25 protein-coding genes are annotated in these 23,945 nt (G+C 59.9%); 15 read left to right on the forward strand and 10 right to left on the reverse strand.

Annotated features, from left to right (window positions below):
* Positions 1-4: 4 nt before the first annotated feature.
* Positions 5-250 carry a GlsB/YeaQ/YmgE family stress response membrane protein gene (locus AB4N64_RS25390; RefSeq protein WP_368556199.1) on the forward strand — a complete coding sequence of 82 codons (246 nt, stop codon included), beginning with the start codon at positions 5-7 and terminating at the stop codon, positions 248-250.
* 85 nt (positions 251-335) lie between these two features.
* Positions 336-872, forward strand: coding sequence for a DUF3299 domain-containing protein (locus tag AB4N64_RS25395; RefSeq protein WP_460119620.1), 537 nt, complete (start codon positions 336-338; stop codon positions 870-872).
* 59 nt (positions 873-931) lie between these two features.
* On the opposite strand, the gene AB4N64_RS25400 is transcribed toward AB4N64_RS25395, so the two are convergent.
* Together AB4N64_RS25400 and AB4N64_RS25405 are read right to left on the reverse strand one after the other, a co-directional pair.
* Complete coding sequence (locus AB4N64_RS25400) at positions 932-1,831, reverse strand: D-hexose-6-phosphate mutarotase (protein ID WP_460119622.1); 900 nt, start codon at positions 1,829-1,831, stop codon at positions 932-934.
* 56 nt (positions 1,832-1,887) lie between these two features.
* Entirely contained in the window at positions 1,888-2,292 is a 405-nt protein-coding gene (locus AB4N64_RS25405; RefSeq protein WP_007896491.1) for an acyl-CoA thioesterase, read from the reverse strand.
* A 363-nt stretch (positions 2,293-2,655) separates the two neighbouring features.
* Between AB4N64_RS25405 and AB4N64_RS25410 the strand changes: the two genes are divergently transcribed.
* On the forward strand, positions 2,656-3,954 hold the full coding sequence (locus tag AB4N64_RS25410) for an MFS transporter (RefSeq protein ID WP_460119624.1): 1,299 nt from the start codon (positions 2,656-2,658) through the stop codon (positions 3,952-3,954).
* Positions 3,955-3,965: 11 nt separating this feature from the next.
* On the opposite strand, the gene AB4N64_RS25415 is transcribed toward AB4N64_RS25410, so the two are convergent.
* Both AB4N64_RS25415 and AB4N64_RS25420 read right to left on the reverse strand, forming a co-directional pair.
* Positions 3,966-4,457: a PIN domain-containing protein gene (locus AB4N64_RS25415; protein ID WP_460119626.1), complete on the reverse strand. Its 492-nt coding sequence runs from the start codon at positions 4,455-4,457 to the stop codon at positions 3,966-3,968.
* Positions 4,454-5,512, reverse strand: a complete 1,059-nt coding sequence (locus AB4N64_RS25420) for a helix-turn-helix domain-containing protein (RefSeq protein ID WP_460119628.1) — start codon at positions 5,510-5,512, stop codon at positions 4,454-4,456. Before AB4N64_RS25420 ends, AB4N64_RS25415 begins: the two co-directional genes overlap by 4 nt.
* Before the next feature lie 186 nt (positions 5,513-5,698).
* Between AB4N64_RS25420 and AB4N64_RS25425 the strand changes: the two genes are divergently transcribed.
* The 7 genes from AB4N64_RS25425 (at position 5,699) to AB4N64_RS25455 (ending at position 14,804) form a co-directional block, all read left to right on the forward strand.
* Positions 5,699-6,697, forward strand: a complete 999-nt coding sequence (locus AB4N64_RS25425) for a phosphate ABC transporter substrate-binding protein PstS family protein (protein ID WP_460119630.1) — start codon at positions 5,699-5,701, stop codon at positions 6,695-6,697.
* 412 nt (positions 6,698-7,109) lie between these two features.
* The gene (locus tag AB4N64_RS25430) at positions 7,110-9,143 is read left to right on the forward strand and encodes an ABC transporter permease subunit (RefSeq protein WP_460126863.1); all 2,034 of its coding nucleotides are present in this window, start codon (positions 7,110-7,112) and stop codon (positions 9,141-9,143) included.
* A gap of 15 nt (positions 9,144-9,158) precedes the next feature.
* Positions 9,159-10,829, forward strand: coding sequence for a phosphate ABC transporter permease PstA (gene pstA, locus AB4N64_RS25435; RefSeq protein ID WP_460119632.1), 1,671 nt, complete (start codon positions 9,159-9,161; stop codon positions 10,827-10,829).
* A 92-nt stretch (positions 10,830-10,921) separates the two neighbouring features.
* On the forward strand, positions 10,922-11,755 hold the full coding sequence (pstB, locus tag AB4N64_RS25440) for a phosphate ABC transporter ATP-binding protein PstB (RefSeq protein ID WP_460119634.1): 834 nt from the start codon (positions 10,922-10,924) through the stop codon (positions 11,753-11,755).
* A 113-nt stretch (positions 11,756-11,868) separates the two neighbouring features.
* On the forward strand, positions 11,869-12,630 hold the full coding sequence (phoU, locus tag AB4N64_RS25445; protein WP_371049745.1) for a phosphate signaling complex protein PhoU: 762 nt from the start codon (positions 11,869-11,871) through the stop codon (positions 12,628-12,630).
* Positions 12,631-12,795: 165 nt separating this feature from the next.
* Complete coding sequence (locus AB4N64_RS25450; RefSeq protein WP_460119636.1) at positions 12,796-13,725, forward strand: response regulator; 930 nt, start codon at positions 12,796-12,798, stop codon at positions 13,723-13,725.
* 182 nt (positions 13,726-13,907) lie between these two features.
* Positions 13,908-14,804, forward strand: a complete 897-nt coding sequence (locus tag AB4N64_RS25455; RefSeq protein ID WP_460119638.1) for a peptidoglycan DD-metalloendopeptidase family protein — start codon at positions 13,908-13,910, stop codon at positions 14,802-14,804.
* Positions 14,805-14,884: 80 nt separating this feature from the next.
* On the opposite strand, the gene AB4N64_RS25460 is transcribed toward AB4N64_RS25455, so the two are convergent.
* The 3 genes from AB4N64_RS25460 to phoB form a co-directional block, all read right to left on the reverse strand.
* Positions 14,885-16,225, reverse strand: coding sequence for a hemolysin family protein (locus AB4N64_RS25460; protein ID WP_460119640.1), 1,341 nt, complete (start codon positions 16,223-16,225; stop codon positions 14,885-14,887).
* 123 nt (positions 16,226-16,348) lie between these two features.
* Positions 16,349-17,635, reverse strand: coding sequence for a phosphate regulon sensor histidine kinase PhoR (gene phoR / locus AB4N64_RS25465; protein WP_460126864.1), 1,287 nt, complete (start codon positions 17,633-17,635; stop codon positions 16,349-16,351).
* A gap of 75 nt (positions 17,636-17,710) precedes the next feature.
* A complete protein-coding gene (gene phoB, locus AB4N64_RS25470) occupies positions 17,711-18,400 on the reverse strand; it encodes a phosphate regulon transcriptional regulator PhoB (RefSeq protein WP_460119642.1) in 690 nt (229 codons plus the stop codon).
* A 152-nt stretch (positions 18,401-18,552) separates the two neighbouring features.
* On the opposite strand from phoB, the gene AB4N64_RS25475 reads away from it, so the two are divergent.
* Complete coding sequence (locus AB4N64_RS25475; RefSeq protein WP_460119644.1) at positions 18,553-18,936, forward strand: COG4315 family predicted lipoprotein; 384 nt, start codon at positions 18,553-18,555, stop codon at positions 18,934-18,936.
* Positions 18,937-19,058: 122 nt separating this feature from the next.
* Here the strand turns inward: AB4N64_RS25475 and ubiA are convergent, their stop codons facing one another.
* Both ubiA and AB4N64_RS25485 read right to left on the reverse strand, forming a co-directional pair.
* Positions 19,059-19,949 carry a 4-hydroxybenzoate octaprenyltransferase gene (ubiA, locus tag AB4N64_RS25480; protein ID WP_460119646.1) on the reverse strand — a complete coding sequence of 297 codons (891 nt, stop codon included), beginning with the start codon at positions 19,947-19,949 and terminating at the stop codon, positions 19,059-19,061.
* Positions 19,949-20,512, reverse strand: coding sequence for a chorismate--pyruvate lyase family protein (locus tag AB4N64_RS25485; protein ID WP_460119648.1), 564 nt, complete (start codon positions 20,510-20,512; stop codon positions 19,949-19,951). Before AB4N64_RS25485 ends, ubiA begins: the two co-directional genes overlap by 1 nt.
* Positions 20,513-20,713: 201 nt before the next feature.
* Between AB4N64_RS25485 and AB4N64_RS25490 the strand changes: the two genes are divergently transcribed.
* From AB4N64_RS25490 to AB4N64_RS25500, 3 genes are all read left to right on the forward strand, one after another.
* Positions 20,714-20,881: a rubredoxin gene (locus AB4N64_RS25490; RefSeq protein WP_460119650.1), complete on the forward strand. Its 168-nt coding sequence runs from the start codon at positions 20,714-20,716 to the stop codon at positions 20,879-20,881.
* Between the two features lie 20 nt (positions 20,882-20,901).
* A complete protein-coding gene (locus tag AB4N64_RS25495) occupies positions 20,902-22,050 on the forward strand; it encodes an NAD(P)/FAD-dependent oxidoreductase (protein WP_460119652.1) in 1,149 nt (382 codons plus the stop codon).
* Positions 22,051-22,242: 192 nt separating this feature from the next.
* Positions 22,243-22,518, forward strand: coding sequence for an HU family DNA-binding protein (locus AB4N64_RS25500; RefSeq protein ID WP_040071769.1), 276 nt, complete (start codon positions 22,243-22,245; stop codon positions 22,516-22,518).
* Between the two features lie 89 nt (positions 22,519-22,607).
* On the opposite strand, the gene AB4N64_RS25505 is transcribed toward AB4N64_RS25500, so the two are convergent.
* On the reverse strand, positions 22,608-23,009 hold the full coding sequence (locus tag AB4N64_RS25505) for a DUF6124 family protein (RefSeq protein WP_460119655.1): 402 nt from the start codon (positions 23,007-23,009) through the stop codon (positions 22,608-22,610).
* A gap of 497 nt (positions 23,010-23,506) precedes the next feature.
* Between AB4N64_RS25505 and AB4N64_RS25510 the strand changes: the two genes are divergently transcribed.
* Positions 23,507-23,896: an SCP2 sterol-binding domain-containing protein gene (locus AB4N64_RS25510; protein WP_460119657.1), complete on the forward strand. Its 390-nt coding sequence runs from the start codon at positions 23,507-23,509 to the stop codon at positions 23,894-23,896.
* Positions 23,897-23,945 lie beyond the last annotated feature (49 nt).

Below are 23,945 nucleotides of genomic sequence, written 5' to 3' on the forward strand. Positions count from 1 at the left end.
TGCCATGGGAATTATCGGAACCATCTTTATCGGCTTGATCGTCGGCCTGCTGGCCCGGTTCCTGAAACCGGGCGATGACAGCATGGGCTGGATCATGACCATCCTGCTCGGTATTGGCGGTTCGTTGGCAGCCACCTACGGCGGCCAGGCCCTGGGCATCTACCAGGCAGGCCAAGGTGCCGGTTTCATTGGCGCGCTGATTGGCGCCATCGTTTTACTGGTGATCTACGGTCTGATCAAAAAGAACTGATTCAAGCGACAAAGCCCTCTCTGACAAATGCGCGGAGAGGGCTAGAATGCTCGGCGTCGTATCGTCCCCCTTGCCGAGCACCTTCATGCGCCGTCTTTTGTTGACTCTTGTTTTACTGGGCTCGGGCTTTGCCCACGCCGGCGAACTGCCGGAAACCGACTGGCTGGATCTGATGCCCAAGTCCGACCAGAAAGCCCTCGAGGCCATGCCCGAAATCGATCACAACTCCCCCGAAGCCAATGGCACCTTTGACCAGAAAGGTGGCATGAAACAGGCCAAGGGCTTGCCGGCGGTGATGTACTCGACCAAGACGGTGCCGTCGATGAACGACAAGCACATTCGCATCGGCGGTTACCCGGTGCCGCTGGAGTCCGATGCCAAGGGCCGCAGTACACTGTTCTTCCTTGTGCCGTATCCGGGCGCCTGCATTCACGTGCCGCCACCGCCGCCCAACCAGTTGGTGCTGGTGCGTTATCCACAGGGCTTGAAGCTTAACGACATCTACACCCCGTTATGGGTGACGGGGACCTTGAAGATCGAGAAGGTCAACAACGACCTGGCCGACGCGGCCTACGCACTGGATGCGGCGAAGGTTCGGGTGGTGAAAGAGTCGGATTTGTAAGCGCGACAGCAGGACTCACTTCAAATCATTGTGGGAGCGAGCCTGCTCGCGATGCGGTGTCAGAGGGGCTTGCTACCGATATTCACACCCAGCGTATGCATAGCCCCCGGCTTGAGCGTCACCACGTCATCCATCACGTTCGCCGTCTCGATGCACAGCATGCGCTGCCAGCCATCGTCAGCCATGTCGCTGAATGCCGCAGCGCGAGCTACCCATGGGTTCCAGATCACCGCTGAGCGCGATCCGCTGCTGGTCAGCTCGATGCGCCGCTCCCAGGTGGGGTCGACAATGCTCAGCTTCGGCGGGGTGTCGAGATAGATCCGGTCGGTCTCGCCGGCAAAATGCAGGTCGCCGGTCTGGGGTTTGGTTTTCCAGTCTTCCAGCGTTTCGATGTAGCTCAAGCCATCAAGCCCTTCGACGTGCACGTTGCGCACATCGCTGACCGCGAAATAAGTGTGCAGCGCCTGGCTGAGGGTCACCGTGTCGGTCCCCTGGTTGTGGCTGGTCAGGCTGATGTGCAGTTGCTCGTCCAGGCGAATGCTCAGCGTCAGGCCCACCTGATGGGGCCACTCGGCGAAGCCACCTTCGGGGTAGGGCAGGACGAATTCCACCTTCAGACTTTCGCCTTCGGTCTCGATACCCGCCAGCTCCCAATCCGTTGCCCGCACAAAACCGTGGGCAGTGGCCGGCTCGCTGCTGGTGCGCATGGCCTGGACGCTCTGCGGGTTGCGCGCCAAATTACCGAACCACGGCCAGCACACCGGCACGCCAGCACGGATGTTGGTGCCGGTCTTGAACACCGCTTCATCGTTCAGCCAGATCAGCGGCGGCTGGCCGGCCAACTGATAACTGAGGATGTGCGCGCCTTGCTGGGCCACCAGCAATTCGGCCTGACCGTGACGAATACGCCAGCAGTTCAGTTCATTGAGCTTCACGGCTTCAACGTTGGGCGTGTTCATGGAACCACTCTCTATCGGGAACAGGACTGCAATGGACCGCAAAACAGTGGCTGCGTTTAACGCGCCCGTGGCGGAACCGAACGGGTGCGGCCACTGCCGTCGATGGCAACGAACACGAACACCGCTTCCGTCACTTTACGCCACTCGCTGGACAGCGGGTCGTCGCTCCAGACCTCGACCATCATCTGGATGGAGCTGCGGCCAATTTCCAGCGCCTGGGTATAAAAGGACAACTGCGCGCCCACGGCGACGGGTACCAGGAACGCCATGCGATCGATCGCAACGGTGGCTACTCGACCGCCGGCAACCTTGCTGGCCATAGCGGTGCCGGCCAGGTCCATCTGCGCGACCAGCCAGCCGCCGAAAATATCGCCGAAACCGTTGGTTTCACGTGGGAGCGCGGTGATTTGCAAGGCCAGGTCGCCCTGGGGGATCGGATCTTCTTGTTCGAGCTCTATCATGCCGGGGGTGCCTCTGACCCGTGACTCTTCATAAGTGTTGCAAGGTGAATAGCCGTCTAAAGAAAAACGATTCAGCCCCGAACATACCCTGTTCGTCACGTTTTTCGTAAGGCGCCTAAAGGGAAACTCTGCGAAACCGCCTGAATCCCGACAGGCGTTTTCGCACAGCAACCCTTCAAAACCGTTGCAAGACCCCGAGTATATCGGTCGATAGACTCCGAGACGACCGTCCGGTTCTCATTTTGACCGTCAAACACGCGCCTCTATGTGCTTTTTCGAACAATTTGCTATCGTGCCGGACCTGCCCAAGCCCTGGCCAGCGTTGTCGGGGTGGCAGAACCGCCTATAAAGAGAAGCCTTGCCATGACCACAGCGCCTTCGAGCATCGCGCAGCCGACCCAACCCGCACGACCGTTGACCCGTAATGATTACAAGACGCTGTCGCTGTCTGCCCTGGGGGGCGCGCTGGAGTTCTACGACTTCATCATTTTCGTTTTCTTCGCAACCGTCGTGGGCAAGCTGTTCTTCCCGGCCGACATGCCTGAGTGGCTGCGGCTGATGCAGACCTTCGGCATTTTCGCGGCGGGTTACCTGGCCCGGCCGTTGGGCGGCATCGTGATGGCGCACTTCGGCGACCTGCTGGGGCGCAAGAAGATGTTCACCCTGAGTATTTTCATGATGGCGGTGCCGACCCTGATCATGGGCCTGCTGCCGACTTACGCACAAATCGGCCTGTGGGCGCCGATCCTGCTGCTGTTGATGCGAGTGATCCAGGGCGCGGCGATTGGGGGTGAAGTGCCGGGCGCCTGGGTCTTCGTTTCCGAACACGTGCCGCAGCGGCATATCGGTTATGCCTGCGGTACGCTGACGAGCGGCCTGACCGCGGGCATTCTGCTGGGCTCGCTGGTCGCCACCGCGATCAACAGCCTCTACACCCCGGTGGAAGTGTCCGATTACGCCTGGCGGATCCCGTTCCTGCTCGGCGGTGTGTTTGGCCTCTTCTCGGTGTATCTGCGCCGCTGGCTGCACGAGACCCCGGTGTTCGCCGAGCTGCAACAGCGCAAGGCCCTGGCCGAGGAAGTGCCGCTGCGCGCGGTGCTGCGTGACCATCGTGGGGCGATTGTCATTTCCATGTTGCTGACCTGGCTGCTGTCGGCAGGCATCGTGGTGCTGATCCTGATGACGCCGACCGTGCTGCAGACCGTCTACCACTTCTCACCGACCACGGCCCTGCAATCCAATAGCGTGGCCATCGTGATGCTGAGCTTCGGCTGCATCATTTCCGGTGCGCTGGCTGACCGTTTTGGTGCCGGCCGTGTATTCGTGTTCGGCTGCACTGCCTTGCTGGCCAGCTCGTGGATCTTCTATCACAGCCTGGCCGAGCATCCGGACTGGCTGTTTCCGTTGTACGCCCTGACCGGCCTGCTGGTCGGGACCATCGGTGCGGTGCCGTACGTGATGGTCAAGGCGTTTCCGCCGGTAGTGCGTTTCAGCGGCCTGTCTTTTTCCTACAACGTCGCCTACGCCATATTCGGCGGCCTGACTCCGATGGTCGTTAGCCTGCTGCTCAAGGAAAGCGCCATGGGGCCGGCGTACTACGTGGCTGTGCTGTGCGGGATGGGGATTGTGTTGGGGGTTTATCTCTGGAAAAAGGGGCGATAACAGCACCCACTTCAAGGCTTTCGCCAATGTGAAAGCCTTGTATCGCATTCGCCAGAAGGCAAACGTGCCCCGCGCTCAAGCATATCGATGAGCGCGTCGGCGGCCTCTGTTGGGCTTATGGCCTGATGCTCAATCATCAAGTCCAGCAACCAAAGAGCGCCATGCACTTTCAACCCGTCGCGCTGAGCCTGACGCCGGAGTTTTCCGTCACCGGTCAAAAGTGGCCGACCTGTTTGCTTTGCGAGCAGGTAGCAGGAAACGTCGGCCAAAGAACTATTGTTGTGCTCCATCTTCAGACCAAACAGCCTTGTCACTCCCGATTCGTCGAATGACTCGACCAACAGTCCGTGACTCACCAATTCATCGACGCAAAAGTCCTCCAGTTCGTGCAGTACGAAGTCTGTACAGCAAAGAGTGAATGGCAGGCTGAACATTTGATCCAACAATCCTGCATTCCTGAAATCAATCCAGATATTGGTGTCGCTGATGTAGATCAGGCTCATGCACTCTCCAGTGAGCCCAGGAAATTGGGGTCAAGGGCACTCACTGGTTTGCGTAGAAATTCGGCTGCGCGAGACTTGGTAATCAGCCCTTCCGCAAGTCCCCAGAACACCAACGATTCAAACCGTTGTGGTGGTTTGCAGGGCAATGGTTCAGGTTCAGCCTTGCGCCATCCATTTGCACCGAATTGGATGGTGAGGGATTTGTACCCACTGTCGCTGAGAAGGTTCAGGTCTTTCAGGCGACGCAGGGCTGCCTGCATGGAAATTCCATATTGGCGTTTGGCGATCAACAGCTCACGAGGATGTACGCGAGAGCGAGGGTGAGTGCCGAAGTCACCAGTGACTCCTTTAGCGGGATAGAGCAAGGCTCCGGCGAACCGATGGCAGCAGTTCTCTTTTTCTCGCTCCGGCATGTCGTCAGATAATTGCATCACCCAGTGACCGAGTTCGTGCGCGGCAGTAAAGCGTATGCGTTCACCTGGACGCTCAGCATTCAGCGCGATCAATACGTGTTGGCCGTCGCCGGTAGCGGCACATGCCCCATCGAAATCCTCCGGCCCCGTCAGCATCGCGACCTTGATACTGTGCTCCTCCAACTGTTCGGTCAGGTTGGAAATAGGGTCGCTGCCTATCCCCCAGTAATTGCGGAGCAATTCGGCGGCGTGCTCAGCTTCGTCGAGAGATGAAACCGGGAACATTTGCGATGGGGTTTCTGGAGTTCGAATGTCTGCCGGGTCGAAGCAGTCTTCCAGAGCGATGTACCGTTCCAGGTGTTCCCTGATCTGCTCTTCGACTTGAACCTGGCGATATTTGGGCATTTTCGCCAGCTTGCGAAACTCCAGTGGCGCAAGAGGAACGGCCTCCGCACGGAAAAAGTACTCAGGGTTGACCTGCAGAACCTTTGCCATTTTCAACAGGCGAGTCGAATCGGGGGTGCTCAGCCCTTTTTCATATTTACTCAACGCCTGCTTGGTGATGTCGCCCAGTTGGAGGGCCAAGGCCTCCAGTGACATACCCCGCAGAAGGCGGGCGCGACGAATTCGGTCATTGATCATGTGATCCTCTCTTGGTTGACAAATTATATTTTTCATCTGTTTTGTCAACCTTGGTGGTAAGGCTTGATACGATTCCCTGGTCAATGATGGCCTTTCATCCAATTGTCATATTTCAGCCATAGAGTGTTCACATGGCCTGCTGATACTTGGCCCCGACTTAAAACACCTATCTGCTAGGAGTAAGGCATGAAACTGAAGCGTTTGATGGCGGCAATGACTTTTGTCGCTGCTGGCGTTGCGACTGCCAACGCAGTTGCCGCTGTTGACCCTGCTATCCCGAGCTACACCAAGACCACCGGTGTGTCGGGCAACCTGTCCAGCGTCGGCTCCGATACCCTGGCCAACCTCATGACCCTGTGGGCCGAGAACTACAAAAAGGAATACCCGAACGTCAACATCCAGATTCAGGCTGCTGGCTCCGCCACCGCGCCGCCTGCGCTGACTGAAGGCACCTCCAACCTGGGCCCTATGAGCCGCAAGATGAAGGACACCGAACTGGCAGCCTTCGAGCAGAAGTACGGCTACAAGCCTACCGCCATCCCGGTTGCCGTCGACGCCCTGGCTGTATTCGTACACAAGGACAACCCGATTCAGCACCTGACCATGGAACAGGTTGACGCGATCTTCTCGTCCACCCGCCTGTGCGGCGCCAAAGCCGATGTGAAAACCTGGGGCGACCTGGGCGTGACTGGCGACCTGGCCAACAAGCCAGTGCAACTGTTCGGTCGTAACTCGGTATCCGGCACCTACGGCTACTTCAAGGAAGAAGCCCTGTGCAAAGGCGACTACAAGGCTAACGTCAACGAACAACCTGGTTCGGCTTCGGTCGTGCAGTCGATCAGCTCCTCGCTGAACGGCATCGGTTATTCGGGGATCGGCTACAAGACCGCCAGCGTGAAAACCGTTGCCCTGGCCAAGAAAGGCGGCACCGAGTTCATCGAAGACACCGAAGAAAACGCCCTGAACGGCAAATACCCGCTGTCGCGTTTCCTCTACGTTTACGTCAACAAGGCCCCGAACAAGCCTCTGGCCCCGCTGGAAGCCGAGTTCGTGAAACTGGTTCTGTCCAAACAGGGTCAGGAAGTGGTTGTTAAAGACGGCTACATCCCACTGCCAGCCAAGGTTGCTGCCAAAGCACTGGCTGACCTGGGTCTGCAAGAAGGCGGCACTGTCGCAAAGAAGTAACAAACTGAGCGTAGGGTGAACCCCGAAGGCTCAAGATGGGGGCGGCCAAAACCGCCCCCATTCATTTCAAATTCCCAATCCTCTGCGGGTCACTGCCTGCGGCGGATTTGTTGCGTCACCATGCTGTCATCTTTCTGTCATACAGGATCGCTAGGGTGTGCGAATGAATGATCTGGCCAATTCCAACATGACTACAAATCCCCCCAAGCGAATTGATTTCAATACGCCTGAGTTGCAACGAAAGCGCCGCATTCGCGCGCTCAAGGATCGCCTGACCCGCTGGTATGTGCTCGTTGGCGGCCTGGCCGTGCTGGGCGCGATCACCCTGATCTTCTTCTTTCTTGCCTACGTCGTCGCGCCTCTGTTCCAGGGGGCCAGCTTGACGGCCAAGGACGCCATTACCCCGGCCTGGATGCAGGACGCCGGCAAGCCGCTGATGATTTCCCTGGAAGAACAGAACCAGGTGGCCATGCGCGTTTCCGACAAGGGCCAGGCGCTGTTTTTCGACATCGACAGCGGCGCCGAGCTCAAGCGCATCGACCTGCCGGTCCCGGCTGGCGCCAGCGTCACCTCCATCGGCGAGGATCAGCCAGGTCATCCGCTGGTGGCCGTGGGCCTGTCCAATGGCCAGGCGCTGGTGTTTCGCCACACTTATAAGGTCAGCTACCCGGACGGCAAGAAAACCATTACCCCGGCGATCGAGTACCCGTACGGTGAAGCACCCGTTGCACTGAACGAAGCGGGCGGTGCGCTGGAGCATGTCAGCCTCAACGCCACTGACTCAACGCTGGTGCTGGTGGGGTCCACCGGTTCGCAACTCAATGTCCTGTCGCTGACCAGCGAAGAGAACATGATGACCGGCGAAGTCACCAACGAGCAGAATCGTATTGAGCTGCCGCAGATGACCGAGCCGGTGAAGAATATCTTCGTCGACCCGCGTCAGCAGTGGCTGTACGTGATCAATGGTCGTGCCCAGGCCGACGTGTTCAGCCTGCGCGACAAAAGCCTCAACGGACGCTACAAACTGTTGGAGGACGGCGAGGCACAAGTCACCGCTGCCACCCAACTGGTGGGTGGCATCTCGCTGATCATCGGCGACTCCAAGGGCGGTCTGGCGCAGTGGTTCATGGCTCGCGATCCGGATGGCGAACAACGCTTGAAGCAAATTCGCACCTTCCAGATGGGCAGTACGCCGATCGTGGAAATCACCGCTGAAGAACGTCGCAAAGGCTTCATCGCCCTGGACGCCGCTGGCCAGTTGGGTGTTTTCCACAGTACTGCGCACCGCACCTTGCTGGTCGATCAGGTGGTGGACGGCCAGGGCCTGTTCGGCCTGTCACCACGGGCCAACCGCGTGATCGTTGAAGCGGGCGGCCAGATCAAGCCGCTGCTGCTCGACAACCCGCATCCCGAGGTTTCCTGGAGCGCGCTGTGGAGCAAGGTCTGGTACGAAAACTACGACGAACCTAAGTACGTCTGGCAATCGACCGCCGCCAACACCGACTTCGAGCCCAAGCTGAGCCTGTCACCGCTGACCTTCGGTACCCTCAAAGCGGCGTTCTACGCCATGCTGCTGGCCGCACCGCTGGCCGTTGCCGCAGCGATCTACACCGCGTACTTCATGGCGCCCGGCATGCGCCGCAAGGTCAAGCCGGTGATCGAACTGATGGAAGCGATGCCGACGGTGATCCTCGGATTCTTCGCCGGGCTGTTCCTGGCGCCGTATGTGGAAGGTCATCTGCCGGGCATCTTCAGCCTGTTGATGCTGCTGCCGATTGGCATCCTGGTCGCAGGCTTCGTGTTCAGTCGCCTGCCTGAATCGATCCGTCTGAAAGTGCCGGACGGCTGGGAAAGTGCACTGCTGATTCCGGTAATCCTGTTCGTGGGCTGGCTCTCGCTGTACATGAGCCCGTTCATGGAAAACTGGTTTTTCGGCGGTGACATGCGCATGTGGATTTCCCACGACCTGGGCATCACCTACGACCAACGCAACGCCCTGGTCGTCGGTTTGGCCATGGGTTTTGCGGTGATCCCCAACATCTACTCCATCGCCGAAGACGCCGTGTTCAGCGTGCCCCGTGGCCTGACCCTGGGTTCCCTGGCCCTGGGTGCCACACCGTGGCAAACCATGACCCGCGTAGTGATCCTCACCGCCAGTCCGGGTATTTTCTCGGCGCTGATGATCGGTATGGGGCGTGCGGTGGGTGAAACCATGATCGTGCTGATGGCCACCGGTAATACCCCGGTCATGGAAATGAACCTGTTCGAAGGCCTGCGCACCCTGGCCGCCAACGTCGCGGTGGAAATGCCCGAGTCGGAAGTCGGCGGCAGCCACTACCGCGTGCTCTTTCTCTCGGCGCTGGTGCTGCTGTTGTTCACCTTCGTCATGAACACCCTCGCGGAACTGATTCGTCAGCGTCTGCGCAAGAAATACTCGTCGCTTTAAGAAAGGTAGAAGTCTGTGAAACAGAACTCCCTGAAAGGATGGTTCAAGAGCGGCGCCCCGGGTGTCTGGATCAGTGGTGGCGCGGTGTCCATCGCAGTCATCATGACCATCGGCCTGCTGGCGGTGATTGCCGTGCGCGGCCTGGGTCACTTCTGGCCGGCGGACTTGATTCACGCCAGCTACGACGTACCGGGGCAGGGTAATCACCTGGTCATCGGCGAAGTGGTACAGAAAGAAGAAGTGCCCCGCGCACGCCTGAAAAGTGCCGGCCTGCCGGTGCCGGACCAAGGCCCGGAATTCATGACCCGTGAGCTGATCAAGGTCGGCAACCGTGACCTGAACGGCAACGACTTCACGTGGGTCGTCGGTGAGTGGCTGACCAACCAAACGACGCCCGTGGAGCTGATGGCCATTGAGCGTCGCGAGTGGGGCAATTTCTACGGCTATCTGGTCAACGTCAAGCAAGACGGCAAAGTCGTCGCGGAAGGCGAAGCGGCGTGGCCTGAACTGCAAGCGCGGATCGACCGGGTGAACAAGCTTGCGGGCCAGCTCAAGACCATTGAGAAGACTGACATTGGCGCCATCAACTCAGGTCTTGAACGCATCCGTCTGCATGGCCGCAAACTGGAACTGGAAGGCAAACTCAGCCCGGCTGCGCAAGCGGACATGGAATCCGAGCGCGCCGAACTCAATGCCCGTTACCAGGAAATCGAAGCGCGTCTGACTGACCTGCATACCCAGTTCAACCGCGATGCGTTGACGGCCCGCGATGCCAACGGCAAGGAAGTCGAAATCGGCCTGGGCAAAGTGGTTCACGCCTACCAGCCGAACGCCATGGGCACCTTCACCAAAATCGGTTTCTACTTCAGCAAGGTCTGGGAATTCCTCAGCGACGACCCGCGTGAGGCCAATACCGAAGGCGGGATCTTCCCGGCGATCTTCGGTACCGTAATGATGACCCTGATCATGGCGATGATCGTGACCCCGTTCGGCGTACTGGCGGCGGTGTACCTGCGTGAATACGCCAAGCAGAACGCACTGACCCGGGTGATCCGCATTGCGGTGAACAACCTGGCGGGCGTCCCGGCAATTGTGTACGGCGTGTTCGGTCTCGGCTTCTTCGTCTATGTGCTGGGCGGCTCGGTCGACCGCCTGTTCTTCCCCGAAGCGCTGCCGGCACCGACGTTCGGTACGCCAGGCCTGCTCTGGGCGTCCCTGACCCTGGCGCTGCTGGCGGTGCCGGTGGTGATCGTGGCCACCGAAGAAGGGCTGGCACGGATTCCGCGTACGGTGCGCGAAGGCTCGCTGGCCCTCGGCGCAACCAAGGCGGAAACCCTGTGGAAGATCGTACTGCCCATGGCCAGCCCGGCAATGATGACGGGCATGATCCTCGCTGTCGCTCGCGCTGCTGGCGAAGTGGCACCGCTGATGCTGGTGGGCGTGGTGAAACTGGCGCCGTCGCTGCCACTGGACGGTAACTACCCGTACCTGCACCTGGACCAGAAAATCATGCACCTGGGCTTCCATATTTATGACGTCGGCTTTCAGAGCCCGAACGTCGAAGCGGCGCGGCCGCTGGTCTACGCCACGGCGCTGTTGCTGGTGCTGGTGATCGCGACGTTGAACCTGTCGGCGGTGTGGATCCGTAACCACCTGCGCGAAAAATACAAAGCGTTGGACAGCTAAAGCCATTAGCCACAAGCGGCAAGCTACAAGCCGCTTTTGCTCAAACTTGCAGCTTGCAGCTAGAAGCTTGCAGCTACGAACGGAGTGAGATCATGCAGCACGAAACCCATTCCCACGGCATCAACATGTCCGCCCTGGGTCGCGACAAGCAAAGCCTGAACCTGGCGCAGGAAACCGTGGCCATCGAAGTGCCAGGCCTGAGCCTGTTCTACGGCGATAAACAAGCGCTGTTCGACGTCAGCATGAACATCCCGAAACAGCGCGTGACCGCCTTCATCGGCCCGTCCGGCTGCGGCAAGTCCACGCTGCTGCGCACCTTCAACCGCATGAACGACCTGGTCGACGGCTGCCGCGTGGAAGGTGAAATCAACCTCTACGGCAACAACATCTACCGCAAGGGCGAAGACGTGGCCGAGCTGCGTCGCCGCGTGGGCATGGTGTTCCAGAAGCCCAACCCGTTTCCGAAAACGATCTACGAAAACGTGGTGTACGGCCTGCGCATCCAGGGCATCAACAAAAAACGCGTGCTCGACGAAGCCGTCGAGTGGGCATTGAAAGGCGCGGCGTTGTGGGACGAGGTCAAAGACCGCCTGCACGATTCGGCACTGGGCCTGTCCGGTGGCCAGCAACAGCGTCTGGTGATTGCCCGCACCATCGCCGTGGAGCCCGAAGTGCTGCTGCTGGACGAACCGTGCTCGGCACTCGACCCGATTTCCACGCTCAAGGTCGAAGAGCTGATTTATGAGCTGAAATCGAAGTTCACCATCGTCATCGTCACCCATAACATGCAACAGGCCGCACGGGTCTCCGACTACACGGCGTTCATGTACATGGGCAAACTGGTGGAATTCGGCGACACCGATACCCTGTTCACCAATCCGGCGAAGAAGCAGACCGAAGACTACATTACCGGTCGATATGGCTAGTTGAGGCAGTTACAAGCCGCAAGCTTCAAGCGGCAAGTAAGAGCAGTTCGGGTACGACATTAAACAGCTTGCAGCTCGTAGCTTGCGGCTTACAGCTTTTGCGGAGCAAACCCATGATTTCGAAGGAAGGCCTTACCCATCACATTTCCGCGCAATTCAACGCCGAGCTCGAGGAAGTGCGCAGCCACCTCCTGGCCATGGGCGGGCTGGTGGAAAAGCAGGTCAACGACGCGGTCACTGCATTGATCGAGGCGGACTCCGGCCTGGCCCAGCAAGTGCGCGAGATCGATGAACAGATCAACCAGATGGAGCGCAACATCGACGAAGAATGCCTGCGCATTCTGGCCCGTCGTCAGCCGGCGGCGTCCGACCTGCGGTTGATCATCAGCATTTCCAAGTCGGTGATTGATCTGGAGCGTATCGGCGACGAGTCGACCAAGATCGCCCGCCGCGCCATCCAGTTGTGCGAGGAAGGCGAAGCGCCGCGTGGTTACGTCGAAGTGCGCCACATTGGCGACCAGGTGCGTAACATGGTGCGTGACGCGCTGGACGCTTTCGCCCGGTTCGACGCGGACCTGGCGTTGTCGGTGGCGCAGTACGACAAGATCATCGACCGTGAGTACAAGACGGCGTTGCGTGAACTGGCCACCTACATGATGGAAGACCCACGCTCTATCTCGCGGGTGTTGAGCATCATCTGGGTGCTGCGTTCGCTGGAGCGCATCGGCGACCACGCGCGCAACATCTCCGAATTGGTGATTTACCTGGTGCGCGGCACCGACGTGCGCCACATGGGCCTCAAGCGCATGAAGGAAGAAGTTGAAGGCACAAGTGGTGAAACCGCTAATGTTCCGGGCGAAGCTGACGATAAATAAGATTGCCCTAGTAAAGCGCCCGGTCTTTTGGCCGGGCGTTTTTGTTTACGGGCCAGAATTGCACAGCAGCACCCGCGAACGAAAAGTCCCGGCGTGACTGAGGTTTATGGCGAAGTGCCATCAGTAAAGCGGTATGCTTGCCAGGATTTTTTAAAGGGGTGATGGATGAGTAAGGTCAGTGTATTGGTCGTGGACGATGCGTCGTTCATTCGTGACCTGGTGAAGAAGTGCCTGCGTAATTACTTCCCGGGCATTCGCATCGAAGACGCCATTAACGGTAAAAAGGCCCAGGCCATCCTGGCGCGCGAAGCGTTCGACCTGGTCCTGTGCGACTGGGAAATGCCGGAAATGTCTGGCCTGGAGCTGCTGACCTGGTGTCGTGAACAGGACAACCTCAAGACCATGCCCTTCGTGATGGTGACCAGCCGTGGCGACAAGGAAAACGTCGTCCAGGCCATCCAGGCCGGTGTTTCCGGTTACGTCAGCAAACCCTTCACCAACGAACAACTGCTGACCAAGGTCAAGCAGGCGCTGAACAAGGTCGGCAAACTCGATACCTTGATGAACAGTGCACCGACCAAGATGAATTCGGCCTTCGGCAACGATTCCCTGAGCGCGCTGACGGGCGGCAAACCGGCCGTTGCCGCCGTTGCATCGACGCCGGCTGCCGCCCTGGCACCCGCCGCTGCGCCGTCCCGTGGTCTGCTCAACAGCCCGCCGGTGAAAGCGCCAGCGCCAGCGGCCTCCGCTGCCACCGGTGGCCGTGGCCAGGGCCAATTGCGCCTGCCCAACGGCGTGCAGCCCTGTGTGATCAAGGCCTTGAGCCTCAAGGAAGCGCTGTTGGTGGTCAAGCGCGTCGATGCCCTGCCACAAGTACTCGACAGCGCCGTGCTCGACCTGGAACAGGGCGAAAGTGCGGAAACAGCGCGCTTGAACGGCTACCTGCACGCCATCGTCGCCCATGAACAGAAACCCGACAGCGAATGGCTGCAACTGACCTTCCGCTTTGTCGACAAGGACGCGCAAAAGCTCGACTACCTGTCGCGCCTGATTGCTCGGGGTACGGCGCAGAAGCATTTTGTGCCGGGTGCCTGATAACCGCGTTGCCTGAGCTGGCCTTATCGCGAGCAAGCTCGCTCCTACAGTGGAATGTGTTTCCCTGTGGGAGCGGGCTTGCCCGCGATGAAGGCGACACCGCTTTGAAACCTCTGCCGACTACCCGGGTCCATTGCAGCTGCTAGGCTCACTCCCAGGTATCACTCGACAGAATCCTGCCCATGTTCATGCGCTCGATGTTTTTCTGCGGTCTGTTGTTGGCCGGCGCCCAGGCGTCGGCCATGACGATCTACAAGTCCACCGACGCCAATGGCGTGGTGTCTTACAGCGACCGCCCGTCCAAAGGTGCGCAGGTGTTCACCTTCCGCGATCGCATGGTCGAGCACCTCGAGCGGCAGGTGTACCTGATCATCACCAAGAAGAAGGGCGCAGACAGCGTCTATGTGCGCAATGACTTATATGCGCCGGTCGAGATCGAGTTGAGCTTTGCCGGGCTGCAGAACGTCAATGGTGCACCGAGCCGGCCGATTCGCCGGGTCATGCCTGCGCGCAGCAGCATTCGCCTGGCGCTGCTCACGGCGATGGATGCCCAGAAGCCGCTGGCCTACGTCCCCAAGTTCGAATATTCCCTGGGCGACCCCTCAGGGGCTGCCATGGCCTATCAATACCCGTATCCCTGGCGGGGTGGTCCGTTTCGGCTGAGCCAGGGCAATAATGGCCAGTACAGTCACTTCGGCCCCAAAAACCGCTACGCCATGGACATCGCCATGCCCGAAGGCACTCCGATTATTGCGGCGCGTGGCGGGGTGGTGGTGAAAACCGAGAATGCGCAGACCGGGCGCGGCAACGACCCCGCCGGTAATTTTGTGCGGGTGCTGCACGATGACGGGACGATGGGCGTGTACCTGCACCTCAAGCAAGGCTCGGTGATCGTTCGCGAAGGGCAGCGGGTGTCAGTGGGCACTGCGTTGGCGCTGTCGGGCAACACCGGCAACAGCAGTGGGCCACACCTGCATTTTGTGGTGCAGCGCAATACCGGGTTGGGCCTGGTCTCGATTCCGTACCAGTTCAAGCAGCCGATGGGGGTGTTGCCCAACTTTGCGTTGGGCAAACAGTAGGGGGTTGGCTGGTTCGGCCTCATCCTGTAGGAGCGGGCTTGCCCGCGATGGCCGCGCCTCGGTCTTAAACCCAGGCGCCCTCAATCAATCATCAACACCTTGGCCAGAATGATCTTCGGCCCCTTCATCTTCTTGATGATGATCCGCAGGCCTTCGACTTCCAGCACTTCTTCCTCTTCCGGCACCCGCTTGAGCGATTCGTAGACCAAGCCGGCCAGGGTTTCGGCCTCGACGTGGTCCAGATCGATGCCCAGCAGGCGCTCGACCTTGAACAGCGGCGTGTCGCCGCGCACCAACAGCTTGCCCGGCTGGTAGGCCAGGATGCCGCGTTCCGCCTTGCGGTGTTCGTCCTGGATATCGCCCACCAGCACTTCCAGCACGTCTTCCATGGTCAGGTAACCGATGACGTTGCCGTCGGCCTCCTCGACCAGGGCAAAGTGTGAACCGCCCTTGCGGAACTGTTCCAGCAATTGCGACAGCGGCATGTGCCGCGACACCCGTTCCAGCGGGCGGGTCAGCTCAGCCAGGTTGAACGACTCGGGAATGTGATCCAGGGCTGCCAGTTCCAGCAGCAGGTCCTTGATGTGCAGCAGGCCGACGAACTCCTGACGCTCGCTGTCGTACACCGGGTAGCGGCTGAACTTGTGGCGACGGAACATCGCCAGGATTTCCTTGAGCGGCGCGTTGAACTCAAGCGTCACCAGGTCTTCACGGGAGTTGGCCCAGTCGACCACTTCCAGCTCGCCCATTTCCACGGCCGAGGCCAGCACGCGCATGCCCTGGTCGCTGGGGTCCTGACCACGGCTGGAGTGCAGGATCAGCTTGAGTTCTTCCCGGCTGTAATGGTGTTCGTGATGCGGGCCGGGCTCACCTTGGCCAGCGATACGCAGAATGGTGTTGGCGCTGGCGTTGAGCAGGTAGATCGCCGGGTACATCAGCCAGTAGAACAGGTACAGCGGCACGGCGGTCCACAGCGACAGCAGTTCGGGTTTGCGGATGGCCCAGGATTTTGGCGCCAGCTCGCCCACCACGATGTGCAGGTACGAAATCACGAAGAACGCGGCGAAGAACGACACGCCCTTGATCACTTCGGGCGACTGCACACCAACGGTTTCCAGCAACGGTTCGAGGATGTGCGCGAAGGCCGGTTCACCGACCCAGCCCAGGCCCAGGGAGGCGAGGGTGATACCCAACTGGCACGCCGACAGGTAGGCATCGAGCTGACTGTGAACGGTACGCAGGATGTGCCCGCGCCAGCCGTTTTTATCGGCGATGGCCTCGACTCGGGTCGAGCGCAGCTTGACCATGGCAAATTCCGCAGCAACGAAAAAACCGTTGAGCAGGACCAGGATCAGAGCAAAAAGAATCATGCCGAAATCGGCGAAAAGTGTCGCGAGGGTCAAGCCAGGGGAAGGGTCCATGATGGAGTTTTGCGGTTTCCGTGTATTCGAAAAGGGGAAAAATGCAGCGCCTGAAAGGCAGGCACAAGTCAGCCAATGTAGCGGCTGACCGGACGATTGCCTAGTGGCGCGTGCTGGCCGGTATCAGTCGGCGGTGCTGATTGCCCGTGTTTGGCTGACCTGGGCCGGAGCGAAATGGCAGGTAAACGTACTGCCGTGGCCCGGCACGCTGCTGATTTCCATGCGCGCGCGATGGCGCAGCAGCACATGCTTGACGATGGCCAGCCCGAGCCCGGTGCCACCGGTGTTGGAGTTGCGGCTGGAATCCACCCGATAGAAGCGTTCGGTCAGGCGCGGCAGGTGCTTGCTGTCGATGCCGATGCCCGAGTCCTGCACGCTCAAGTGTGCCCCTTGCTCATCGCCCCACCAGCGAATGCGGATGTTGCCTTCGGCCGGGGTGTATTTCACTGCGTTGAATACCAGGTTGGAAAATGCGCTGCGCAGCTCGGCTTCGCTGCCCTTGAGATGGATCGTCGGGTCCACTTCCAGGGTAATGCGCTGGTTCTTCTGCCCGGACAATTGCTGCGCATCGCTCTTGATCGATTGCAGCAAGCCGTCGATGGCCACCGGGTGGTTGTCGGACGGGTAATCGGTGGCTTCCAGCTTGGCCAACAACAACAAATCGTTGAGCAGCGTCTGCATGCGCCCACCTTGCTGCTGCATTTGCTGCAGGGCGCGGCTCCAGCGCGGGTTCACTTCCTCGACGTTGTCGAGCAGCGTTTCCAGGTAGCCGCAGATCACCGTCAATGGTGTGCGCAGTTCGTGGGAGACGTTGGCGATGAAGTCCTTGCGCATCTGCTCCAGCTGATGGATGCGCGTCACGTCGCGCACCAGCATCAGGTGTTCGTTATTGCCGTAGCGGGTGATGTAAAGCTGAATACGCACGCGGTCGTTGGTCGGTGAAGGAATTTCCAGCGGTTCGGCGTAGTTGTCCTGCTCGAAATATTCTTTGAAACGCGGATGACGCACCAGATTGGTCACTGGCTGTCCGCTGTCCTGCGGCGTCTTGAGGCCCAGCAGGGTTTCGGCGGCGCGGTTCCACCATTCCAGGTTGCCGTCGGTGTCGAGCATGATCACCGCGTCCTTGAGCGCGGCGGTGGACTCCTGGACACGATCGATCACCGCTTGCAGGCGCCCGCGTACCCGTTGGTCGCGCCGTTGCAGGTGATAAATGCTGTCGAACACCTCACCCCACAGGCCGTAGCCATCGGGCGGTGCTTCATCGGGTTTGTGCAAGCGCAGCCACTCGTGCAGACGCAGCAATTGCTTGAGGGTCCAGGCCAGGTAAAGGCCCAGACCTGCGGCAAGGCTCCAGCCGTAATAGCCGGTAATCAAGCCGATCACCAGGCAGGCGGTGACCAGTAGCAGCATGTGGCGAATGAGGATGCCATGCCAGTTTTGGTTCACGTTAACGCGCGTCCTTGTCAGCTTGTCGGGCGGTCCGGATCAGGCTTTGGTCGAGAACCGATAACCTGTGCCGCGCACGGTTTGTACCAGATTTTCGTAGGCATCGCCGAGGGCTTTGCGCAGGCGACGAATATGCACGTCGACGGTGCGCTCTTCGACATAGACGTTGCCGCCCCAGACCTGATCCAGCAACTGGCCGCGTGTGTAGGCGCGTTCCTGGTGGGTCATGAAAAATTGCAGCAAGCGGTATTCCGTCGGGCCCATCTCGGCCGGTTTGCCGTCGATGGTCACGCGGTGGCTGATCGGGTCCAGCAGCAGGCCGCCCACTTCGATGGGGGCCTCGCCATCGGTCGGTCCGGCACGGCGCAGCACGGCCTTGAGGCGGGCCACCAGCTCGCGGGGGGAGAAGGGTTTGGTGATGTAATCGTCGGCGCCGACTTCCAGGCCCTGGATCTTGTTGTCCTCTTCGCCCTTGGCAGTGAGCATGATGATCGGGATGTCCCCGGTCAGTTCATCACGCTTGAGGCGGCGGGCCAACTCGATGCCGGACGTGCCGGGCAGCATCCAGTCGAGCAGGATAAGGTCCGGCTTGCGGTCGACGATGACCGCGTGCGCCTGCTGCGAGTTCTCGGCCTCGAGGCAGTCATAGCCGGCCATTTCCAGCGCAACGGCGATCATCTCGCGGATGGGCGCTTCGTCGTCGACGATCAGAATGCTCCTGCCAACCATGCCATTAATCCTCTTGTCATTTAACTGTCTTGCGCCGCATTAGATAACGGAATTATTGCAGTCGTGTGACAACATTTTAGCTGGCCGGCGATTGGAGCGATCCTGAACTATTCTCTAAGTCCGAATCCTGACAACCACAAGAGAAGGTTTCCATGACTCACTACTCGCAATCCCTTAAAGCCCTGATGCTGGCAGCCGCCCTTTGCGTGCCCGCAATGGCCGTCGCGGCTGATCCTGCGATGATGAAGGACGGGATGATGGTCGATCACAAAGGGATGACGCTTTACACGTTCGACAAGGACGCTGGCGGCAAGTCGATGTGCAACGCCGATTGCGCCAAGAACTGGCCACCGATGATGGCGCCGGCGGGAGCCAAGGCTGAAGGTAAATGGTCGGTCATCAAACGCGATGACGGCATGATGCAGTACGCCTACGACGGCAAACCGTTGTACACCTTCGTCAAGGATGAAAAACCGGGCGAAATGAAAGGTGACGGCATGAAAGACGTGTGGCACGTGCTGCACGAGCACAAGTAAGCAATCCCCTGTCCCTGTAGGAGCGAGCTTGCTCGCGATGGTCGCCAACGATTACGCTGGAAACCTGACACCCCGCGGCGTCCTTTCGACCATCGCGAGCAAGCTCGCTCCTACAGGGGCCCTCAACGCAACGCGTAATCCAGCACGATCCCGACAAAAATCGCCAGCCCCGCCCAGTGGTTGTGCAAGAACGCCTTGAAGCAACGCATCCGGTCCTTGCCACGGGTGTACCAGAACTCCCAGGCAAAACAGCCTGCCGCCACCAGCAACCCCAGGTGGAACCACACACCCAGCTCAAATTTCGACCCCGCCAGCAACAGGCAACCCAACGCCAACGCTTGCAGACTCACGATGATCACCCGGTCCGCCTCGCCAAACAGAATCGCCGTGGATTTGACCCCGATCTTCAAATCGTCATCGCGGTCGGTCATGGCGTAATAGGTGTCGTAGCCCACCGTCCACAGCAAGTTGGCAATCCACAGCAACCACGCCGCTGCCGGTAGTTCACCGGTCTCGGCGGTGAACGCCATCGGCATGCCCCAGGAAAACGCCGCGCCCAGCACCACTTGCGGGTAATAGGTGTAGCGCTTCATGAACGGGTAACTGAACGCCAGCGCCAGGCCGCCGAACGATAACCACACCGTGGTCGCGTTGGTGCACAACACCAGCAGGAAACTCACGCCCATCAACAGCGCAAAGAACACCAGGGCTTCGCGCGAGCTGATCTTGCCGCTGACCAGTGGCCGTTGCTCGGTGCGCTTCACATGGCCGTCGACCTTGCGATCCGCCCAGTCGTTGATCACGCAACCGCCAGCGCGGGTCAGCACCACACCGAGCACGAAAATCACGATGTTGGCCAGCGACGGGCTGCCCTTGCCAGCAATCCACAGCGCCCACAGCGTTGGCCACAGCAGCAGGTAAATGCCGATGGGCTTGTCCATGCGCGTCAGCTGAATGAAATCCCAGGCCCGGGGGTTCAAACGATTCAGGGACTTGAGCAGGCTCTGGTACATCAGCAGTTCTCCGGGTGGGCGCGGGTGGCGAGCCACAAGGTCGGCAGGAAAATTTCGGCCACCAGCACGCTCAAGGCGCCACGGTCGAAACGCGAGCGCCGGCCCCACAATTCAGGCGCGCTGGACTCGGGTGGCAGCCATTGCTGAGGATAGTGGCAAACCTCGATGGCGCGCCGGGTGAACGCCTTGTCGGAAAACAGCAACTCGCCCAGCGAACGGCTGCCCAACTCATCCATATGCAGCCCGTCGCCCTGCAGCGCGCTGCGCGCCGCCACACTGCGAGCGAACACCCAGGCTTGGCCGTGACCGCGCAGGTACACCTCGCGCACCCAGCCGTCGCTGCCTTCGGCCAGGTCCAGTGCCGCGCACTCGTCGGCGCGCAGCGTCTGCCAGCCTTCGAACAACGGCGTCACGCTGAAACCGTCGTTCGACAGGCGCGTCAGCCGACGGGTCAGCGAACCTTCGTCGAAGAGCCAGTCCAGGGTCGCGGCGTCGGGGAGAGGAGCGAGCTGGCTGCGAGCGAGCCAGAGCGGGGCCGTGCGGAGGGAAGTAGAGTGCGGCACAGTGAGTCGTTATTGGCAGCAAATGAGGCGGCGAGCTTACCATGTCAGCCCATCATATTGAGTGATGAGGCGGGCCGGTGCATCGAACAGGCTTGCATCTGCCGGGCACCCCCAGTACAAAAACGCCCTGAGCCGGACGGCAACGCTGTAACCATCGACCGTCCGCGCCGGCGATGAGCCTGAACCTGAGGAAGTAGCGCAATGAAAAAGTGGCAATGTGTGGTCTGTGGCCTGATCTACAACGAAGCCGACGGTTGGCCGGATGACGGCATTGCGCCGGGTACCCTGTGGCAAGACGTACCGGAAGACTGGCTGTGCCCGGATTGTGGCGTGGGCAAGATGGATTTCGAAATGATCGAAATCATCTGAGACCTATCAAGGAGTAAGGCATGAACGCACCGGTCGTAATCGTAGGCACTGGCCTGGCGGGCTACAACCTGGCCCGCGAGTTTCGCAAACTCGATGGCGAAACCCCGCTGCTGCTGATCACGGCCGATGACGGGCGCTCTTACTCCAAGCCGATGCTGTCCACCGGTTTTGGCAAGAACAAGGACGCCGACGGCCTGAGCATGGCCGAACCCGGCGCCATGGCCGAACAGTTGAAGGCCGAAATACGCACCCACACCCGCATCAGCGGCATCGACCCCGGCCACAAGCGCCTGTGGATCGGGGAAGAGGCGGTCATCTACCGCGACCTGATCCTGGCCTGGGGCGCCGAGACCGTGCGTGTGCCCATCGAAGGCGATGCCGGCGACGCGGTGTTCCCGATCAACGACCTGGAAGATTACGCACGCTTTCGCGCCTTCGCCGCCGGCAAGCGTCGGGTGTTGATGCTGGGCGTGGGCCTGATTGGCTGTGAATTCGCCAACGACCTGATCCTCGGCGGTTTCGAGGTGCAACTGGTGGCACCGTGCGAGCAAGTCATGCCGATGCTGCTGCACCCGGCGGCCGCTGCGGCAGTGCAGGCCGGGCTGGAAAGCCTCGGCGCGCGCTTCCACCTGGGGCCGGTGCTGAACCGCTTGCAGCGCGTGGCGGATGGCCTTGAAGCGCACCTGTCGGACGGTCAGGTGATTGCCTGCGACGTGGTGGTCTCGGCCATCGGCCTGCGTCCGCGCATTGATCTGGCGGCGGCTGCCGGCGTGCAGGTCAATCGCGGCGTGGTCGTCGACCGCCACCTCAAGACTTCCCACGCCAACATCTACGCCCTGGGCGACTGCGCCGAGGTCGACGGGCTGAATCTGCTGTACGTCATGCCCCTCATGAGTTGTGCGAGAGCGCTGGCCCAAACCCTGGCCGGCAATCCCACGGCCGTGAGCTACGGCGCGATGCCGATCACCGTCAAAACGCCGGTCTGCCCGTTGGTGGTGTCCCCGCCGCCACGGGGGACGGAAGGTGTTTGGACGGTCGAAGGGCAGGGCGCTGACATCAAGGTGCTGTGCCGCGACGCAGGTGGCAAGCTGCTGGGTTACGCCCTGACCGGTGCGGCGGTGATGGACAAACTGGCGCTGAACAAAGAACTTCCACCATTGCTGGCGTAAATGGCGGGCGTTCTGTCGCAATAACCCCTCTTTTGTTGTTACAAACGTCGCGTGCAGGCTGGCGCCGCCACTCTGCGCGTGCCATTCTCACTCCGGTCTGCCGCAGAGTAGAGCACCTGCGGCGCTTTGGGCGCTGTTCCAACGAGAGCAGCACGGACATAACAACAAAAAACCGTCAAAGGGGCTTCACTTATGCGTAAACCAGAACTCGCCGCAGCCATCGCGGAGAAAGCAGATCTCACCAAAGAACAGGCCAGTCGCGTTCTTAACGCCGTTCTCGAAGAAATCACCGGCGCCCTGCACCGCAAGGACAGCGTAACGCTGGTCGGCTTCGGCACCTTCCTGCAACGCCACCGCGGCGCCCGCACCGGCAAAAACCCGCAAACCGGTGAGCCCGTCAAAATCAAGGCCAGCAATACCGTCGCGTTCAAGCCAGGCAAATCGTTGAAAGACAGCGTCAATCCGTAACACGTACCGACTACCCGCCTGACGGGTCAGTGGGATAAAAAATGGGCACGCCAACCGAGGGTTGAGTGCCCATTTTTTGTAGCACTCACCTAAACGTCAGCCGCTCTCCTTTCTTGCTTCGCGACAATGGCCGCCATGTCGGGGTCATCCAAATGATCCAATGCACGCTCCACCAACAAGTGAACACCGTCGGCGATCCGGCTGATTGCCAGGGCTACGGAACGGCGCGAACCTTCCACGGTATCGGCGAGGTCCACGGCGATTGCGCTAATGGCGAGCAAGTCCTCGGAAGCATTGGCGAGCAGGGTTTCGGTGTGGACGCCAGGGCTCACGCTGAACAGCGATTCCTTGTCGTTTGGCGACTCCGGTTCGCTGGGGGGAAAGTGATGATCAAGGGCGCGCTGAACGGCGTCGTGAAGCTTCTTCGAACCGGGTGATTCGTACGGGGAAGTTGTGAAGTCGTCTGGTGGGTTGGGAGTGGGTTTGATCATGGTGTAGCTCCGATATGTTTTATGGGGCTGGCACCAACTCGCTTGCATTCGAGTAAGGGTGGCGGCCATACGCGGGTGTGCAAGACCGGGCATATCGGAACCCGGCAGACCCCAAAGGGACCTCCCACGCACAGCCGCCATTGAGTGATTCATTGAGCCTGACTCTGCTCAGTGAACTTCAGGCGGTTGCGCGCCGATATGTACCGGACTTGCACGTCCGTGTCACCGTTTTTTGCGGCGACGAGAACAGGCTATAGGGGGATGTTAAGCCTGCCTAGTTCACGCAGGGCGCTACGTATTGAAGGAAAAATCACCGAGTCTCGAGCGTATGAAGACTAAAACCCGGCCGTGTTTAAACAACAGCGTTTAGTTGATGACTTGGTAGTCATTGGCGCCAAAAACACACTCATCTTCTTCAAACGTATTCAGATAGTGGCGTTATTTCACCAAGTCGCTAAACTGCGCCAGCCGTTCATTTCCCCTCTGAGGCTGTGTGCATGAAATTTCGTTTTCTTTTGTGGATGCTGGGTTTGCTGATGGGCAAGGCCAGTAGGACCAATCCTGCGTTTCAGCAGCAGTTGGGTGACAAGGACTTGGTGTTTCAACTACAGACGTTGGACGGCAAGGTCTCGCGGCATTTCCGCGTCAAGGATCAGCGCATCACCAGCCATTCGGGCGTCTACGCCGAGCCTGCGTTTGCCATTGCGTTCAAGGACGCCGCTTATGGATTCGCCACGATGCAAGCCAAGAACAAGCAACTGGCGTTCATGACGGGGATTCAGGACAAATCGATCCAGATCAAGGGCAACCCGGCGCTGGTGATGTGGTTCCAGGGTTTGACCAAGTATTTGAAGCCGAGAAAAGCCAAGGCGGTGCCCAAGGTTTGAGGTCGGGGTGAGCATTTCAAGGGATCAACTGTAGGAGCGAGCTTGCTCG

It is taken from the genome of Pseudomonas sp. S2_C03 (assembly GCF_054668405.1).

What these genes read in the sequence shown, in the direction of transcription:
- AB4N64_RS25390 (WP_368556199.1), top strand. Translation starts at nt 5, where the DNA reads ATGGGAATTATCGGAACCATCTTTATCGGCTTGATCGTCGGCCTGCTG.
- AB4N64_RS25395 (WP_460119620.1), top strand. Translation starts at nt 336, where the DNA reads ATGCGCCGTCTTTTGTTGACTCTTGTTTTACTGGGCTCGGGCTTTGCC.
- AB4N64_RS25400 (WP_460119622.1), bottom strand. Translation starts at nt 1,831, where the DNA reads ATGAACACGCCCAACGTTGAAGCCGTGAAGCTCAATGAACTGAACTGC.
- AB4N64_RS25405 (WP_007896491.1), bottom strand. Translation starts at nt 2,292, where the DNA reads ATGATAGAGCTCGAACAAGAAGATCCGATCCCCCAGGGCGACCTGGCC.
- AB4N64_RS25410 (WP_460119624.1), top strand. Translation starts at nt 2,656, where the DNA reads ATGACCACAGCGCCTTCGAGCATCGCGCAGCCGACCCAACCCGCACGA.
- AB4N64_RS25415 (WP_460119626.1), bottom strand. Translation starts at nt 4,457, where the DNA reads ATGAGCCTGATCTACATCAGCGACACCAATATCTGGATTGATTTCAGG.
- AB4N64_RS25420 (WP_460119628.1), bottom strand. Translation starts at nt 5,512, where the DNA reads ATGATCAATGACCGAATTCGTCGCGCCCGCCTTCTGCGGGGTATGTCA.
- AB4N64_RS25425 (WP_460119630.1), top strand. Translation starts at nt 5,699, where the DNA reads ATGAAACTGAAGCGTTTGATGGCGGCAATGACTTTTGTCGCTGCTGGC.
- AB4N64_RS25430 (WP_460126863.1), top strand. Translation starts at nt 7,110, where the DNA reads ATGCAGGACGCCGGCAAGCCGCTGATGATTTCCCTGGAAGAACAGAAC.
- pstB (WP_460119634.1), top strand. Translation starts at nt 10,922, where the DNA reads ATGCAGCACGAAACCCATTCCCACGGCATCAACATGTCCGCCCTGGGT.
- phoU (WP_371049745.1), top strand. Translation starts at nt 11,869, where the DNA reads ATGATTTCGAAGGAAGGCCTTACCCATCACATTTCCGCGCAATTCAAC.
- AB4N64_RS25450 (WP_460119636.1), top strand. Translation starts at nt 12,796, where the DNA reads ATGAGTAAGGTCAGTGTATTGGTCGTGGACGATGCGTCGTTCATTCGT.
- AB4N64_RS25455 (WP_460119638.1), top strand. Translation starts at nt 13,908, where the DNA reads ATGTTCATGCGCTCGATGTTTTTCTGCGGTCTGTTGTTGGCCGGCGCC.
- AB4N64_RS25460 (WP_460119640.1), bottom strand. Translation starts at nt 16,225, where the DNA reads ATGGACCCTTCCCCTGGCTTGACCCTCGCGACACTTTTCGCCGATTTC.
- phoR (WP_460126864.1), bottom strand. Translation starts at nt 17,635, where the DNA reads ATGCTGCTACTGGTCACCGCCTGCCTGGTGATCGGCTTGATTACCGGC.
- phoB (WP_460119642.1), bottom strand. Translation starts at nt 18,400, where the DNA reads ATGGTTGGCAGGAGCATTCTGATCGTCGACGACGAAGCGCCCATCCGC.
- AB4N64_RS25475 (WP_460119644.1), top strand. Translation starts at nt 18,553, where the DNA reads ATGACTCACTACTCGCAATCCCTTAAAGCCCTGATGCTGGCAGCCGCC.
- ubiA (WP_460119646.1), bottom strand. Translation starts at nt 19,949, where the DNA reads ATGTACCAGAGCCTGCTCAAGTCCCTGAATCGTTTGAACCCCCGGGCC.
- AB4N64_RS25490 (WP_460119650.1), top strand. Translation starts at nt 20,714, where the DNA reads ATGAAAAAGTGGCAATGTGTGGTCTGTGGCCTGATCTACAACGAAGCC.
- AB4N64_RS25495 (WP_460119652.1), top strand. Translation starts at nt 20,902, where the DNA reads ATGAACGCACCGGTCGTAATCGTAGGCACTGGCCTGGCGGGCTACAAC.
- AB4N64_RS25500 (WP_040071769.1), top strand. Translation starts at nt 22,243, where the DNA reads ATGCGTAAACCAGAACTCGCCGCAGCCATCGCGGAGAAAGCAGATCTC.
- AB4N64_RS25505 (WP_460119655.1), bottom strand. Translation starts at nt 23,009, where the DNA reads ATGATCAAACCCACTCCCAACCCACCAGACGACTTCACAACTTCCCCG.
- AB4N64_RS25510 (WP_460119657.1), top strand. Translation starts at nt 23,507, where the DNA reads ATGAAATTTCGTTTTCTTTTGTGGATGCTGGGTTTGCTGATGGGCAAG.